Origin of the sequence: Shinella daejeonensis (assembly GCF_024281235.1) — a bacterium.
GTDB lineage: Bacteria > Pseudomonadota > Alphaproteobacteria > Rhizobiales > Rhizobiaceae > Shinella > Shinella daejeonensis.
In genome coordinates this window covers 16,739-31,932 of record NZ_JAHWXY010000016.1, presented here as the reverse complement: position 1 = coordinate 31,932, position 15,194 = coordinate 16,739, and the positions used below count along the sequence as shown (strand labels likewise).

13 protein-coding genes and 2 pseudogenes are annotated in these 15,194 nt (G+C 59.1%); 8 read left to right on the top strand and 7 right to left on the bottom strand.

Annotated features, from left to right (window positions below; genetic code table 11):
- Positions 1–33: 33 nt before the first annotated feature.
- On the bottom strand, positions 34–423 hold the full coding sequence (locus KYK29_RS21290) for a RidA family protein (protein ID WP_254692888.1): 390 nt from the start codon (positions 421–423) through the stop codon (positions 34–36).
- Positions 424–632: 209 nt separating this feature from the next.
- Here KYK29_RS21290 and KYK29_RS21285 point away from each other — a divergent pair, with 209 nt between their 5' ends.
- The 4 genes from KYK29_RS21285 (at position 633) to KYK29_RS22590 (ending at position 4,093) form a co-directional block, all read left to right on the top strand.
- Complete coding sequence (locus KYK29_RS21285) at positions 633–1,451, top strand: citryl-CoA lyase (RefSeq protein WP_254692887.1); 819 nt, start codon at positions 633–635, stop codon at positions 1,449–1,451.
- Between the two features lie 44 nt (positions 1,452–1,495).
- A complete protein-coding gene (locus KYK29_RS21280; protein WP_254692886.1) occupies positions 1,496–2,287 on the top strand; it encodes an aspartate/glutamate racemase family protein in 792 nt (263 codons plus the stop codon).
- Positions 2,288–2,341: 54 nt separating this feature from the next.
- Positions 2,342–3,394 (top strand): tartrate dehydrogenase, encoded by a 1,053-nt coding sequence (locus tag KYK29_RS21275; protein WP_254692885.1) that lies wholly within the window; start codon positions 2,342–2,344, stop codon positions 3,392–3,394.
- A gap of 441 nt (positions 3,395–3,835) precedes the next feature.
- Positions 3,836–4,093 (top strand): ABC transporter permease subunit, encoded by a 258-nt coding sequence (locus KYK29_RS22590; protein WP_367881016.1) that lies wholly within the window; start codon positions 3,836–3,838, stop codon positions 4,091–4,093.
- On the opposite strand, the gene KYK29_RS21270 is transcribed toward KYK29_RS22590, so the two are convergent.
- The 3 genes and pseudogenes from KYK29_RS21270 to KYK29_RS21260 all read right to left on the bottom strand — a co-directional run bounded on the left by KYK29_RS21270 (position 4,090) and on the right by KYK29_RS21260 (position 5,678).
- Positions 4,090–4,983, bottom strand: coding sequence for a DMT family transporter (locus KYK29_RS21270; protein WP_367881015.1), 894 nt, complete (start codon positions 4,981–4,983; stop codon positions 4,090–4,092). The genes KYK29_RS22590 and KYK29_RS21270 overlap by 4 nt on opposite strands.
- 61 nt (positions 4,984–5,044) lie before the next feature.
- Positions 5,045–5,200, bottom strand: a pseudogene (locus tag KYK29_RS21265) (pyrroline-5-carboxylate reductase dimerization domain-containing protein); the annotation flags it as partial.
- Positions 5,201–5,330: 130 nt separating this feature from the next.
- Complete coding sequence (locus KYK29_RS21260; protein WP_254692884.1) at positions 5,331–5,678, bottom strand: TrbI/VirB10 family protein; 348 nt, start codon at positions 5,676–5,678, stop codon at positions 5,331–5,333.
- 80 nt (positions 5,679–5,758) lie between these two features.
- On the opposite strand from KYK29_RS21260, the pseudogene tnpA reads away from it, so the two are divergent.
- Positions 5,759–6,174, top strand: a pseudogene (tnpA, locus tag KYK29_RS21255) (IS66-like element accessory protein TnpA).
- A 104-nt stretch (positions 6,175–6,278) separates the two neighbouring features.
- On the opposite strand, the gene KYK29_RS21250 reads toward tnpA, so the two are convergent.
- Together KYK29_RS21250 and KYK29_RS21245 are read right to left on the bottom strand one after the other, a co-directional pair.
- The gene (locus KYK29_RS21250; RefSeq protein WP_254692883.1) at positions 6,279–7,553 is read right to left on the bottom strand and encodes an ABC transporter substrate-binding protein; all 1,275 of its coding nucleotides are present in this window, start codon (positions 7,551–7,553) and stop codon (positions 6,279–6,281) included.
- A gap of 49 nt (positions 7,554–7,602) precedes the next feature.
- Positions 7,603–8,955: an aminotransferase family protein gene (locus KYK29_RS21245; protein ID WP_254692882.1), complete on the bottom strand. Its 1,353-nt coding sequence runs from the start codon at positions 8,953–8,955 to the stop codon at positions 7,603–7,605.
- Between the two features lie 96 nt (positions 8,956–9,051).
- Between KYK29_RS21245 and pdxR the strand changes: the two genes are divergently transcribed.
- Both pdxR and KYK29_RS21235 read left to right on the top strand, forming a co-directional pair.
- On the top strand, positions 9,052–10,590 hold the full coding sequence (pdxR, locus tag KYK29_RS21240; RefSeq protein ID WP_254692881.1) for a MocR-like pyridoxine biosynthesis transcription factor PdxR: 1,539 nt from the start codon (positions 9,052–9,054) through the stop codon (positions 10,588–10,590).
- Between the two features lie 271 nt (positions 10,591–10,861).
- Entirely contained in the window at positions 10,862–12,622 is a 1,761-nt protein-coding gene (locus KYK29_RS21235) for a serine hydrolase (RefSeq protein WP_254692880.1), read from the top strand.
- Positions 12,623–13,038: 416 nt separating this feature from the next.
- Here KYK29_RS21235 and KYK29_RS21225 read toward each other — a convergent pair whose 3' ends face one another.
- The gene (locus KYK29_RS21225) at positions 13,039–13,926 is read right to left on the bottom strand and encodes a LysR family transcriptional regulator (RefSeq protein ID WP_254692879.1); all 888 of its coding nucleotides are present in this window, start codon (positions 13,924–13,926) and stop codon (positions 13,039–13,041) included.
- 127 nt (positions 13,927–14,053) lie between these two features.
- Here KYK29_RS21225 and KYK29_RS21220 point away from each other — a divergent pair, with 127 nt between their 5' ends.
- Entirely contained in the window at positions 14,054–15,181 is a 1,128-nt protein-coding gene (locus KYK29_RS21220) for an alkene reductase (RefSeq protein WP_254692902.1), read from the top strand.
- Positions 15,182–15,194: the final 13 nt, after the last annotated feature.

Genomic DNA, 15,194 nt, shown 5'->3' with positions numbered 1-15,194 from the left:
GCAACAGTTGGCTTTGGTTGATGGCGCGGTCGCTCAAGGAGCAAACGCGAGAACTTCAGCTTCCGCCAAGAGGCGAGGATCATAGAGGCCGGCCTCAACCATGACACCGGCGGGCGGGCAATCCTGGTTCAGATAGCGGGCACGCACGGCGCGAAACGTTGCCAGAAACTCCGGATCGAAACTTTTAACGTAAGTCGTCACGCGCGCCACGTGCTCGAAGCCAAGCCCTGCGGCCAGAAGCGTCGCCCCCAGGTTTTCGAACAGCGCGACAATCTGGGCTTCCGCCGAGGTTGTCACGGGCTCGCCGCTGGCGTCGGTGCCTACATGGCCGGTAGAAACGAAGACCTTGGCGCCCTGCCCCAAAATCCCCTGCGACACGCCAGGCCACGCGGCTCCGGGTGGGTTGATCGCTTCCAAGGCCATGTCCTCTCCTCTCCAATCTACAAGCACACCGATTCAGCCGGAACCGGCGCCACATCCTTCTACATACTAGCAAGTATGTTAAACATTACCAGTGGTATTTTTTTATTTGCATGAGTTTTGTTTGTGCGTTATCTCCTTCCTATCTGCCCGTCTCACGGCCCCGCAGCCGGAGCGATCGGCCAATTTCTCAACCGTCAGGGAGCCGGACCATGGCTGCATCATCCCCCTCTTTCTGGGTTTCCTCCATCAGCAGGATCACGCCCGAGGACATCTATATTCGTGGTTATCCCATGCAGGAGATCATCGGCAGGCTGAGTTATCCTGCGATCAGTTTTCTCCTGGTCCGCGGCTGCATCCCGACACCCGGCGAGGCACGGATGATGGATGTCATCCTGTCATCCATTCTGGATTACGCCCTGCAGAAGTCCGGTACCGTCGCCGCGCGCGCCATCGTGTCGGTCAACCCTCAGATGACGGCAGGCCTATCGGCCGCAATGCTTGGCGCAGGTCCCTATGCAGTCTCTCCTGAGGATGCCGGCCGTTTTATTACGGAAGGCGTCGCCAAATGGAGGGCGTCCGGCCTTGGCATGGAGGAGCACGCGGAAACCCTTGTCGCGGAACTTCGTGCCGCCAAGCGCCGCATTCCTGGTTTTGGTCACCAGGTGTTCCGCGGTGTCGATCCGCGCGCCGAGAAGCTGAAGAATTTTGCCCAGGCGCAGGGCGTCTGGGGAGAGGCGAACGAATGGTACGCCGCCGTCCACGAAGCATTCCGCAAAGCGACCGGTAAACATGATCTCGTGATGAACGACGTGGGCATGCTGGCTGGGATCATGGGCCAGATGGGTTTCACACCCGCCGAAATGACAGGCCTCGCGCTCCAGTCCACATTCCCGGGCGTGATCGCCCACATTTCCGAGGAACTGCAGTCGGGAGTCATCAATCGTATCGTACCGGACAGCATCGCCGAGTACGACGCAACACAGCGTTCGCTCGATGAAGACCTTGCTGCCGCAGGCTGGCCAGCCTGAAGCTTCACTCGTCAGAACAATCGAATTTGAGGACTGGGATCATCATGCGCCGGATCAATTTCATCAATCCCTTCGGTTCCGTCTCCTATGACGGGATCATCAAGAAGACCCTCGGCCACTATTGCGCCGAGGGGACGGAAATGGTCGTCACCCATCTCGAAAACTGCCCGCCCGACATCGACTTCTTCTATAACAAGCACATGATCGAACAGTCTCTCTATGAAGAGGTCATGCGCTCGGAGGAGACCGGATTCGATGCGGTGATCATCGGCTGCCTCTACGATCCCGGTTTGCGGGTGGCGCGCGAACTGGTCGACATTCCCGTCATCGGTCCGCTGGAAGCTTCGCTTCAGATGGCATCGAACTTCGGTCATTCGACAATGATCCTCACGGATCACCGGAAAGCTGTCCCCTTCCACTATGACGAAATCCGGCTGCGCGGACAGGGCGCGACGGTAAAGGGCGTCGATGCCATCGACTGGTTCGTGAAGGACATGATCAACGATCGAGGCGCCGTGGCACAGGATGTCGTTCGCTTGTCGACCGAAGCGGCGAACAGGTTCGGCGCCGAGACGGTGATCATGGGCTGCACCATCATTGCCGCGATATACCAGGAATATCTGATGGAGGGTGGCGAACCTGCCGAAGTGCCGATCCTCAACCCCAACCTGATGGCGCTGAAAATGGCGGAGGGGTTGGCGGACTTGCACAAGAAGGGCGCTTATACCCTCGCCCGCTCCGGCTACTACATGAAGCCGACGGGACACTTTGCGGAAGAATTCAAGCGTGCGCGCAGGATTTGGAACCAATCCAAGCCGGATTTCACCCAAAACTGACATGGTCGGCACTTTGCGGCGATACCGTTGCGAGCAAAACGAAAGGGCGTCTGAATGAAACGGTATAAGATCGCATTGATACCGGGCGACGGCATCGGGGTCGAGGTCGTGGCGGCAGCTTTGGTGCCGCTCCGCACCGTCGCTGCCAAGCACGGTTTTGCACTGGACGAGACTACCTTCTCCTGGTCCTGCGAGACTTGGCTCGCAAGCGGGCGGATGATGCCGGAGGACGGTATCGACCAGCTTCGCGCCTTTGACGCGATCCTCCTTGGCGCAGTCGGTTGGCCCGCCAAGGTTCCTGACAATGTTTCATTGCATGGATTGCTGCTCCCTATCAGGAAACAGTTCGATCTGTACGTGAACATGCGCCCGCATCGGCTGCTGCCCGGAATTCAGGGCCCCCTGCGTAAGACCAACTTCGACATTCTCTGCATCCGAGAGAACACCGAAGGCGAATATTCCGGCGCCGGCGGCCGCGTGCATCAAGGCACGGCAAACGAGGTTGCGGTCGAGACCTCTATCTTCACCCGTACAGGCGTTGAGCGCATCTTGCGTTACGGCTTCGAACAGGCACGCAAACGCACCGGGCGGCTGGCTTCGGTTACAAAGTCGAACGCTCAGAAGCACTCGATGGTCTTCTGGGATGAGGTAACCGAGGAACTTGCGGCGGAATACCGTGACGTCACGGTCTCCCGCTATCACATCGATGCGATCTGCGCGCGGATGGTGACCCATCCCGAGACGCTGGACGTTGTTGTCGCGTCGAACCTTTTTGGTGATATTCTGACGGATGTGGGCGCCGCGATTCAGGGCGGACTAGGCTTTACTGCTTCGGCGAACATCAATCCCGCAGGAGGCGTGCCTTCGATGTTCGAACCGGTGCACGGCTCGGCACCTGATATCGTCGGCCATGGAAAGGCAAACCCGATCGCCACCATCTGGGCTGGATCCCAGATGCTTGAGCATCTCGGCGAAAATACCGCCGCTGATGACATGATGCGCGCAGTGGCTGAGGTGACAGGAGGCAGTCTCTCCGCCCTGACCCCGGATTGCAATGGACATGGGACGACCACGAGCGTAGCCGACGCAATTTCGGCGGCGATTTAGAGACGGCTTCCACCAGTCCCGTGGACGATCTCCGATGCATCAGCTCAGCGATAGGGTCGGCATCTTGCTAAGGCTCTTGAATGGATACGAACCTGCGTCCCAAAGATGAGACAGCCTATACCCTTGCTTTTTCTGTACAATTTCCGCGGCCACCGGTAATATGGAGTCTCGCACAAGAGCTAAATCCTGAGATCACCCGAGCGCACAGTCGCCTGGATTGAAACTTCCGATCGGGGATCGCGATACCTGTAATCCCGCTGATCAGCTTATAAGGACGCTTCCTTCCCTCTCGAGGCGGCCTATCCGGTTGCTCTCCGGTAGGCTTATCGAGCCTGGCCCTCAAGGTCCCGACCTACGCCCAGCTCAGTGGATATCGCAGCGCGACCTCGTCGAAGATACATGCGTACTTGGCGCTCTTCCCGATGACCGGTTCTCCCTCAGATAGAGCCTATTCTTTTCGGTCTTGGAACGGTACCCGCCCTCATCTCGACGATCATCTACGGCATCGCGCCCATGGTCTGCCTGACGATCCTGGCAATGACTCAAATCCCGCGCGAAAGAATTGAACTCGGAAAAGCCGTAGGCGCCGCAAACAGCGAAATCCTGCGGAAGATCGAGCTCCCGTCGGCGCTGCCGACCCTTCTCGTGGGTGTGAACCAGTGCATCCGAACCGCCATTGCACAATGGCGGTTCGGCTAGGATTTGCGGGGTGATTTGGGACCGCCCGCTCGCCGCAGGCGACCATATTTCATCCGCGCCGTTGCGAGCGCCAGGCCAACGAGCACAAGAGCCATGCCCATCACATGGTAGGGATGAATCTGCTCCCCCAGAAAAAGCGTGGCCATGACGGCTGAGGAGATGGGGGTGAGGTACATGGTCAGACTTGTGGCCGAGGCTCCGACACGCCGAACCGCATACTGCATGGCGATATATGCAAACACCGATGACACCAGCACCATGCCGGCAAGCGTTGCCCAGTCGGCAAGCCGGGCAGGCACGGGCGCCCCTGTGGCGACTTCCCAGCCGGCGAAGGGAAGGAGAATGACCGCTCCGGCAAACCCCATCACACCGAGCGCCGCCGCGGATGGCAGCGAGCCGAACCTGCTGCTGCGCAATATCAGGGTGTAACCGGCCCATGACATCGCGGCCAGTAAGATTCCCACGTCACCCGGATTGAACGCAAGGGAATATGCCGCCGAAACATCGCCATTAAAGGCGATCGCTGCGATTCCCATTGTGGCGAGGCACATGCCGATGAATTCTCGCGCCGCAATTCGGCGGTCATTGATCAAGGCATCCATTGCCAAAACGAAAAGCGGGGATGTCGCGTAAATCAAAGTGGCGTTTGTCGCGCTGGTATGTTCGAGCGACAGGTAGACGACGCCCCCACAGATCACCATTCCCAATGTCCCGGCCAAGAGCCAGAGACCGGTATTTCCGCGAACGAAAGCCAGGCATTCCGCCCGGTATCTCCAGAGAAGGGGAAACAGAAGCACGACGGTCCCCGACCAGCGCAAGAAGGCAGTCAGGAAAGGAGCGACATGCCCCGCGATGCTGCGGCCGAAAATCAGATTGGTGGAAAGAAGGATCGGCAGGCTCGCCAGAACGAACCAGTCGAGCGCTTGTCTAGATGAGGCCGGCTCCAGTTTTCTACTCTCCCAGTTCGCGGGACCGCTTCTTTGCCGCGTCCACCGCAGATGTGAGCAGGCTTTGCAAACCGCTCTCCGGGCGCATTAGCACATTCAGCGCTGCTGCCGTAGTGCCATTCGGGCTCGTGACCTGTTCCCGCAAGGTTACAGGCGTTTCCTCCGGCGCGGGCGCGCAAATCGTCATTCGGCTCTATGGCGATGAGCTCGTGTTGTGATGCGTCGCCCCATCTACGGAGCATCGCAAAGCCCATGTTGCCGGCGCCGACAAGCGCTATTTTTGACATCCTTTATTCTTCGTTTGAAGCAAGCGATTGAAGAGATTGCCATTCTTCGTCGCTCATCGTGACCAGACCCTGTGAATTCGCACGTGCGCGCAGACGCCGATCGCCGGGCATACGCTCCTGACCTGCGTCAACCAGTTCCGCAATCAGCGCCTCTACTCTCGTCGCCAAGGGAGGAAGGACGGCGGCACCCTTTCGCGAATCAATGACAATAATGGTCTCGCCGGTCCGAGCAGTTATCGCGCCGGGATGATCAGCCCAATCGACTTCGTAGGAAAAGTCTGCCCCGGCCAGACCAGCGCCCGCAACAAGGTGCGGATTTTCGCCGAGAATGCGCCGTTCGACAGTACGCATCCGGGGAAGGACGCCTTGCTGTTTGAGAATTTTGGTGAGGCTCCAGCTATATCGACGTCAATATAGCCAGTGTTTTACCCATGGATATCATTCGCAGCGGCCGCCGGCAGATCAGTCGGCTGGAGATTGTAGAGAAAGGTCGTCGCCGGCACTTTAGTGACGAGGTCAAGCTGGCGATTGTCGCGGAGAGCTATAGTGGGCCTCAGCAGGTATCGGCGACGGCTCGTCGCCATGGGATTACGTGCTTTCAGTTGAATAGCTGGCGCAAGGCGGTGCGGGAAGGACGGCTTGGGGGTGAGCTGGTTTCATCCCCGTTGTTGCGGATTATGATGCGGCGGCCGAGCATCCTGTTCCGGTTGCTGATCTGGAGCCTTCGGCGTCTGGTGCTGGTCGCATGGAGATCGTGATCGCGAACGGCCGACGCGTTGTTGTCGACAGTGACGTCGATGTGGACGCGTTGCTGCGGATCGTCCGTGGCCTTGAGAGGCTGGAATGATCCCGATCCCGTCAGGTGTTCGGGTGTGGCTTGCGACTGGCTACACGGATACGCAACTCTCAGCAATCGAGGCGCCGGGTGTGCAACACCCGGCGCCTCGATTCTTATTTTGCGGCTTCGACCGCCTCAACGAGTGCTTGAACTGCCGCCTCGGCCTCGATCTCGCCGTTGAAATGCGTCGTGACGATATCGGTGATCGCGCTCTTGATCGCCGGTGTATTGCTATGTCCCAACGCCATAGAGCCGATTAGCGTTTTGCTTTCGGCCGCCTCGCGGACCTGACGAATGCCCTTCTTGGCGCACTCGTCGAAGCCTTCGTCGGAAACGTCGATGCGCGCGGGGACGGAACCCTTGATCTTGCTGAACCCAGCCTGGAAGCCTGGAGAGACGACGGCGCTCGCCATCGCTGTCTGCACATTTCTCGCGGCCTCGTCCGGCATCTTGAACATGACGAACTGGTCGCTGTCGAGCAGCACCGTCCCGGTCGTTCCGGGTGTCTGGAAGCATACGAAATCCGTGCCAGCGGCCTTGCCCGCGCTCATGAACTCTCCCTTTGCCCAGTCTCCCATGATCTGGAAGGCTGCTTCCCCATTGAGCACCATCGCTGAGGCGAGATTCCAGTCGCGGCCGGAGAAGTTGTCATCGACGAAGCCGCGCAATTGCTCCATCTTCTGGAAAGCTTCCAGCATCTTGTCGGATCCGAGCACTTCAGGATCGAGATCGACGAAGGCCCGGACATAATCCTTCGCGCCCAGGGAGGCGAGAGCGGCGCTGTCGAAGAGAGTGACGTCCTGCCAGGGCTGGCCACCGTGAGCGAGACCTACCTTTCCGGCAGCCTTCACTTTCTCCATCGCGGCGACGAACTCTTCCCAGGTCTTCGGCTCTTCAATATCCAGTTCATCGAGAAGCGCCTTGTTGCCCCAGACCCAGTTGGTGGCGTGGATATTGACCGGCGCGGCGATCCAGACGCCATCCGGCTTCGAGAAGACCTTGACGGCATCGGGGATGACATCATCCCATTTCTCTTCGAGAGCGATCGCATTGAGATCGGCCAGATAGTCACCTTGCCGCGACCATTCGATGAGATCGAAGCCGGTCATCTGCGCCGCCGTGGGCGGATTTCCGGCGTTCACGCGAGCGCGAAGGGTGGTCATCGCGGCCTCACCGCCGCCGCCGGCTACCGGCATATCCTTCCACCCGAAGCCCTTCGCCTCGATTTCTTCCTTCAGGAGATTGAGCGCTTTCGCCTCACCGCCCGAAGTCCAGTAGTGCAGCACTTCGACGTCCTCGGCCGCCGCGCCGGCGGGCAGCGCGGCTGTCAGTACAATAGCGGCGAATACGCCGGTCAACGGATATTTGTGTGCCTTCACGTTCTGCATTGCCTTCTCCCAGTTTGTTGGCCCGTTGGGTGTTGCGTTCCCGGTATCCTCACCCGCCGATGCCGTATCGGGGGGTGACTTCGCGAATGGCCTGCGCCAGTGCGTCCGTGCATTGGGCGAGGTCGGTTTCCGTCGCGATCAGCGCGGGCGCGATTTCGATCGCGGTCCCGATGGGGCTGACGATCACGCCCAGTTCGCGCACCCGATCCGCAATTTCCATGACCATCCGGGTGTCGGGTGCTGCATGCGTTTCACGGTCGGTGGTAAAATCGATCGCCTGCCAGAAGCCACGGCCACGGATCTGGCCGACGGCCGGATGCTCGCCGAAGGCGGCCGACATCTCGGCCTGCCATGTCTCGGCCAAACGCGAGGAACGCTCGATCAAGCCGTCCCGGCGCTTGATCTCGATGACCTTCAGGGACGCCGCGCAGCTCACCGCATGGCCGGCATAAGTGTGGACATGACGGAAATGACCGATGGCGTTCGCGATCTCGTCGCGCGTGATGACGGCGCCGATAGGAACGTATCCGGCGCCCATGGCCTTCGCGACGTTGAGGATATCGGGCTCGATGCCGATCTGCTCGGCGGCAAACCAGGTGCCGGTCCGCCCGAAGCCCGTGATGACCTCGTCGAGGATGAGCAGAACGCCGTAGCGGTCGCAAATCTCGCGGACGCCCTGCCAATAGCGCAGCAGCGGGATCTGCACGCCATTGGCCTGTTGGAAGGGCTCGCAAATGAACGCGGCTACATGCTCCGGGCCTTCGAGCTTGATCTGGCGTTCGAGATGAGTCAGGCAAACGTCGGTATAGGTTTTCTCGTCCAGCCCATAGGGATTCCGATAGCACATGGGATTGGCCACGAAGCTGTGTCCGGGCGCACGGGGCGCGGGGTCGTCACGCACCGACAGCCAGTCGGTGCAGGAGCGTGCCTCCAGCGTCGCACCATGATAGGCGTTCCACCGCGAGATTACCTTCCAGGCTCCGGGCTTCCTGCCACTCTGGTTCTGATAGTGACGGGCGATCTTTATCGCGGTTTCCGTGGCTTCCGAACCGCCGCTGGTGAAGGCCACGCGCTTGAGCCGCCCGGGCGTCAAGGATGCGAGTTCCCCAGCCAGCTCCACGGCGGGTACGCTGATGTTCAATCCCGCCCCGGCATAGTGCATTTCCACTGCCTGACGGCGCATTGCCTCGCCGATTTCCTCGTTCCCATATCCGAGCGAGCCCGCACGCGTGGAGGTGCTCATCATGTCGAGAAGTTCGCGGCCATGCTGATTGACGACACGCAGGCCTTTGCCGCTCACCATGACATTCGGTCCACGCTCGTGAAGCAGATCTCGTGGAACCAACGGAAACATCAGATGCTCCAGGCTCTTGTTGGTAAGCGCATCTGCATTGGACGTCATTTTGGCTTCTCCCTTGTTGCCGCCGATCCCCGATGGAGCTCTGGCCAATTCGTACCGCCATGCTAGGATGCAACTGTCCCCTGAAGGAGAGCCAGTTTGAGGCAAAGGAAGCATGCCAGTTTTGCACCGGGCGAGGTTCTTCTGGATTCGATCCGTCTGGACCGAGATGCGTCGGAGCCGTTGTTTCGCCAGTTGTATGGCCAGCTTCAAGCCATGATTCTCGACCGGCGTTTACCCGCCGGCACGCCCCTGCCGTCCACCCGGAACCTTGCAAGCGACCTTGGAATTTCCCGCAACACGACATCAACGGTTTATGAGCAGCTTGAGGCCGAGGGCTACATCGAGACCCGGCAAGGCGCCCGCGCAGAGGTGAGGCAGCTGCCCGACACCAATTTCGATCGGGGCCGACCATCGGTCACGGCCATTGCGGATGCCTTATCGCATCGTGGGCGCGCGCTTGCGGCCGTCGATCATCAGGGTGGCAATGCGGCTCGCATGATCCTGCAGCCCGGCCAGCCCGACGCCCGCGCCTTTCCCTTTGCGCTTTGGCGCCGGCTGATCTCCCGGCAGCTCCGCCTCCAGCCCGACAGCGATTTTGGTTATCAGAGCTTCGGTGGAGATCGATCGCTGCGCGAGGCCGTCGCGGGCTTCCTTAGCGCCGCCCGTGGCGTGAGCTATCACGCTGATCAGGTGCTCATCACGTCTGGCGCACAGGGTGCGTTCAATCTTCTGGCACAATGGCTGACGGATCCAGGCGACGTGGTCCTCATGGAGGACCCGGGCTATACCGGCGCGCGCGCTGCCTTTCTCGGGGCAGGAGCAGAGATTGCATCAATGGCTGTCGTCGATGCGCAGTGGGATATCGACGCAATCGCCCGCCATGCGCCGCGCGTGATTTATCTCACCCCGGCATGCCAGTTCCCCTTGGGAACGTCCATGGACATCGAACAACGATTGAGGCTGCTTGCGCGCGCAGAAGAGGTCGGCGCCTGGGTCATAGAAGACGATTTCGATCGCGAGTTCAGCAATCTCACGCGCCGCATTCCTCCCCTGCAAAGCGTGGATCGTTCTGGCAAGACCATTCTGGTGGGGAGCTTTTCGAAGACGCTCCTGCCGGACTTGCGATTGGGGTATATCGTCTTTCCATCCCCGGTTTCGGAGGAACTCCGCCGCACCAATTTCCTGATCGGAACTATGGCCTCCACCGTTGTTCAGCGTGCCTTGGCGGAGTTTATCCAGGAGGGCCATTTCGCACGGCATGCACGGCGAATGACGACAGTGTACAATGAAAAGCGCAAGGCGCTCGTTGCGGCGGTTGAGGCACATCTGGGGCACTGGCTTGGCCGCATCGACCATGGCGGTGGTCTGCAATGCGTCTGGACTTTCCGAGTCTCAATGGATGATGTCGAAGTGGCACGCCGCGCCGCCGATGCAGGCTTGTCGCTCACTGCGCTCTCGTCACACTATCAGGCCAGCACGCCGCGCAGCGGATTGATGATCGGTTTCGCATCGACCGATCCCAGGCGATATTCGGCGGCGATGGCGGCATTGGATGATATCCTGATCGATGTACGGCAGCGGTGCTTGCCGTCCATGAAGAACGGCGAGCACGTCAGGCCGGCTACCAGCAAGTGAGGCCGAGGAGCTTCTCGCCGAGCGGATTGAGTGTCGCCGTCTCCGCGTTGTGCTTTTCCCATTCATGCGGATTGCCTGTGATGTCATTTCAGGCAGGTAAAATTTCTGATTTGAATTAATTTTCGAGCCGATAACCGGGAGGTCACGGTGTCGTCGGTCACCTTGAAAATAGCGGGATGATATCCGATTTCGTCAACCTTGCTGCGTAAAACGTAAAATTGGTTCTCTTTTTCGCTGGTAGGCTCCCCCTCCTGTTGATGGAGGAGAAGATATGCGAGAAATCACAGCGGTCCTTTTGGCGACATGCATATTGTGGCCGATGACGAGCCATGCGGCTGATCGAACGGATTTGACAGTCGCTGACTTTGTTGGCGCACAACAGCCTTCGAAGCTCGTTCAAAACTCGTTATTTCTTCCGCCAGCCAATGCGCAAGATGCCATTATGCCCTTTACGGGCACCATCACACTTTCCGAAACAGTGATGGCAACTGACCCTGTTAAATTCAAAAGCAACAACATACTTGGCAAAGACCCCGCCATTTTCCCCGCTGCCGTGTTGTCGTTCATAACGCATGATGGCGATCTGGTCCCGACAACGCAGGATGTCCTGCGCTATGGATCGACACCAGACGGTAAAAGCTTTTGGGATATTATCGTCCAAGCGGGCAAGGTTTGGTCTGAGCCAGGTGACGATGGCTGGTCTCGCGCATCGTTTCCGTTTTCGTTGATGCATTCGATCGAAGGCGAAACCCACAATGGGGTCGCGATGTTCCTATATAAGGATGGCCAGGTTTCAGGCCTCCGTTTTCAGATCGTGACGCAGACAGCGCCATTCTACGTCGAGGACTATTTCACGGCGACAGGCAGAGCCGACGCGGTATTGAAGTCCGACAGTATCCCGAATGAAGCGGAGGTGAAGGCCACATACGCCCAGTCCATCGCCGATGCAGAAAATCTGAGCACCTGGACGGATCTCGAAGCCAAGGTCGGGCAAAAATCAATCGCAGTATTTGACACCGATATTAGCGCCGAGAAGGTCGTTGCCAACGGTATCGGTATTGATGGAACATTCTACCTGAAATCCTGCCCAACAGTCGCAGGCGAGCTACCGTATTGCGACCGCCAACGGTTTGGCGTCTGGTCGGTCACAAAATCTGCCGGGAATGCGGTCGCGATGCTGCGCCTTGCTGAGAAGTTCGGCCCTGGTGTTTTCGATGAAAAGATCGTGGACTATGTCACCGAAGCCAAGGATGCCCCCGGCTGGGAGACGACGACATTTGGCGACCTTCTGAATATGGCAAGCGGCGTAGGATATGGTTCGGCTGAAGAAAAGCCCTACAAGATGGGTGAACCTTACCCTGACGCATATTACAAATGGTACGAGGCCCCATCCGCTGGTGAAAAAGTTTCTGCCTTGCTGGAAGGTGCAAAACCATATCCTTGGGGACCCGGTAAGGTTGGACGATACCGCGATGAGGACATGTTCCTTCTCGGCGAGGCCATGACGCGCTACATCGCCAAGAAGGGTGAGCCTTATGCTACGATCTGGGACATGGTCACCGAAGAAGTCTATAAACCCATCGGCATCCATTACGCGCCGATTAATAAGACCATGGAAACGGATCCAACTAATGATCAGCCATTGATGGCGTATGGTTACTATCCGACGATTAGTGATTTGGTGAAAATCTCAAAACTTTACCAAAACGGCGGCAAATTCGGCGACAAACAACTGCTTAACGCAGAAATTATCGCTAAGAGCGCTCCTGGCGAGACACCTGTCGGTCTTCATACCGGTAAACATCAACGGCCATTTTATCAGAATGCATTCTGGCGTGGACAAATGGATTCGCAAAATGGTTGTAGCTTTTACTATCCGACAATGACCGGCTTTGGTGGCATCCTCGTTCCCCTTTTCCCAAGCGATGTTTTTGCGATTCGGATCTCTAAGGATTGGGAAAATGATGCCGGATCCAATCGGATGGATAGCCTGGAGCAGGTAGCCGATAACGTCAGCGATCTTTGCAGGTGATATTCATTGTATCCTGCCCTTGAATAACCGGGGGCAGGATACCGCCCGTCTGGGTTAAGCCGCCCACCCCGGTTTGATCAGCAGCCACTTTCCGAAGGTGGCGAGGGCAGCCCCGCCACATCGACTGGCCCCCCCTTTTGGCGGGCACGGACGAGGCATCGACGCAGGCTCGCGACCAGTCGATCCGACCTGCGAGGTTCAGTCGGTCGAGCATGTGGCGGTGGATCTTGTCCCACAGACCTGCATCCTGCCAGTCGCGTAGCCGACGCCAGCAGGTCATACCCGAGCAGCCGGCAACCTCGCACGGCAGGCGTTCCCGCCCACGCGCCACGAGGTGCGGACTCGGAGAACACGCCGGATTTGGGAAGGATTGAGTTTGTAGTGAACATTGACAGCCTCCGCTTCCGAGCTGTCTTCTAAGCAAAGCGCTGTATCATCCAATCGATAAAGACGCGCAGCTTGGCGCTCTGGTGCCGGCCCGGCGGATAGACGAGGTGAAACGGCAGCACGGGCCTGGACCAGTTTTCGAGAACCGGAACAAGCTCTCCGCTATCGAGGAAGGGCTGCACGAAGCGCTTGAGGTTCTGGCCGATCCCGAGACCTTTACGCATCATCTCGATCTGACCCTCCCCGTCATTGGCGGAGAAACAGCGGCAGTCCAGTTCCAGTCGCTCGCCATCCTTCTCGAAGATCAGCGGCGAGGCGCGTTCCGTGGCGGCCGAGAAATAGCCGACGATCGAATGACCGATGCGCAAATCGTCGGGCGTCGCCGGTACGCCATGGCGTTCGAGATAGCCGGGCGCAGCACAGGTGACATAGGCAAGCTCCATCAGCCGCCGCGCGATCATGGCCGGATCGGTCAACTCTCCGGCCCGGATGGCGCAATGGACACCCTCGCCGATGATGTTCACCGTCCTGTCGCTGATGCCGAGCGCCAGCGTCATATCCGGGAATTGTCTGGCAAAATCAGGCAATGCCGGGATCAGAAGCGTCTGCGCGAACGAGTTCGGCACGTCGATGCGCAGATGTCCGCCCGGCTTCAGGCCCGCGCCGCGTATCGCATTGTCGGCCTCGTCGATCTCGCCGATCAGCCGGGCCGCACGTTCATAATAGGCGGTGCCTTCGGCGGTGACGGCAACGCTTCGCGTGGTCCGTTCGATCAGTTTGACGCCAAGATGGCTTTCCAGATCGGTGACGAGCTTGCTGACCGTGGAGCGCGGCAGGGAAAGCTGGTCGGCGGCCCGGCTGAAGGAGCCGGTTTCGACGACCCGCACAAATGCCCGCATGGCGAGAAGCTGGTTCATGAACACCTTACGCAGATCGATTTTAGGCGATTATACATGAGCGTGGAAAGAGATGCCAGATTTCCGGTATTTTGCTCTGAAAGAACGCCCTTATCTGAGAGGCTGGATAAATTGGACGTTGGACACCATGAATCAGCTCTTCACTTCTTTCGATCTTTCCGGCCACCTTCTGCGCAACCGTGTGGTCATGGCGCCGCTGACCCGGTCGCGGGCTCCGGATGATATCGCGACCGAAATGGTCGCGCTTTACTACGCCCAGCGCGCCACCGCCGGCCTGATCGTCAGCGAAGGCACGCCGATTTCGAAGGAAGGCCAGGGCTATCTGTTCAACCCCGGCATCTTCACGCCGGAGCAGATCGAGGGCTGGAAACTCACCACCCGATCCGTTCATGCCGTTGGCGGCAGCATCTTCGCGCAAATCTGGCATGTCGGACGGGTTTCGCACACCAGCATCCAGAAGGACGGTGAGGCCCCGGTCAGTTCTTCGGCAAGACGTGCGGTGGGGGCGATGGCCTATGGCTATGACAAGAAGGGCCAGCCCGGTTTCGTCGAAGCCTCTCCGCCGCGCGCCTTGAGCACGGATGAGATTGCCCGCGTCGTGTCCGACTACGCGCAGGCGGCCGCCAATGCGGTCGAGGCCGGGTTCGACGGCGTCGAGATTCACGGCGCCAATGGCTATCTGGTGGATCAGTTCATCAATCCGCTCGCCAATGACCGAAAGGATCACTACGGCGCTTCGACCATGGAGAACCGCCTGAGGTTCGCGCTCGAAGTCGTGGATGCCGTTACCGCGCGCATCGGCAAGGAACGCGTCGGAATCCGCCTGTCGCCCTATGGGCAGGCGTACGACATGCCGCTCTTCGATGATATCGACGGCACCTATGAGATGCTGGTGAAGGCGCTTGGCGAGCGTGGGATCGCCTATGTGCATCTCATGGATCATACGCGCTACGCCATGGGTGAAAGCAAGGATGAAGCCCTGTCGAAACGGTTCGACCACCTGCTGGCCCGGTTTCGTCCCCTTTTGCCTCGCACCGCGATCATCCTTGCCGGCGGCATGAACCGCGACCGTGCGGAAGCCCTGATCGAGACCCGCACGATCGACCTTGCCGCTTTCGGCCAGCCCTTCATCGGCAATCCCGATCTGGTCGACCGCCTGCGCAATGGCTGGCCGCTGACGACACCAGACCGCGACACCTATTATGGCGGCGGCGCAAAAGGTTACGTCGACTATGCACCCTACCGCGCGGCCTGATCGGCGTTCACGA

What these genes read in the sequence shown, in the direction of transcription:
- KYK29_RS21290 (WP_254692888.1), bottom strand. Translation starts at nt 423, where the DNA reads ATGGCCTTGGAAGCGATCAACCCACCCGGAGCCGCGTGGCCTGGCGTG.
- KYK29_RS21285 (WP_254692887.1), top strand. Translation starts at nt 633, where the DNA reads ATGGCTGCATCATCCCCCTCTTTCTGGGTTTCCTCCATCAGCAGGATC.
- KYK29_RS21280 (WP_254692886.1), top strand. Translation starts at nt 1,496, where the DNA reads ATGCGCCGGATCAATTTCATCAATCCCTTCGGTTCCGTCTCCTATGAC.
- KYK29_RS21275 (WP_254692885.1), top strand. Translation starts at nt 2,342, where the DNA reads ATGAAACGGTATAAGATCGCATTGATACCGGGCGACGGCATCGGGGTC.
- KYK29_RS21260 (WP_254692884.1), bottom strand. Translation starts at nt 5,678, where the DNA reads ATGCGTACTGTCGAACGGCGCATTCTCGGCGAAAATCCGCACCTTGTT.
- KYK29_RS21250 (WP_254692883.1), bottom strand. Translation starts at nt 7,553, where the DNA reads ATGCAGAACGTGAAGGCACACAAATATCCGTTGACCGGCGTATTCGCC.
- KYK29_RS21245 (WP_254692882.1), bottom strand. Translation starts at nt 8,955, where the DNA reads ATGACGTCCAATGCAGATGCGCTTACCAACAAGAGCCTGGAGCATCTG.
- KYK29_RS21235 (WP_254692880.1), top strand. Translation starts at nt 10,862, where the DNA reads ATGCGAGAAATCACAGCGGTCCTTTTGGCGACATGCATATTGTGGCCG.
- KYK29_RS21225 (WP_254692879.1), bottom strand. Translation starts at nt 13,926, where the DNA reads ATGAACCAGCTTCTCGCCATGCGGGCATTTGTGCGGGTCGTCGAAACC.
- KYK29_RS21220 (WP_254692902.1), top strand. Translation starts at nt 14,054, where the DNA reads ATGAATCAGCTCTTCACTTCTTTCGATCTTTCCGGCCACCTTCTGCGC.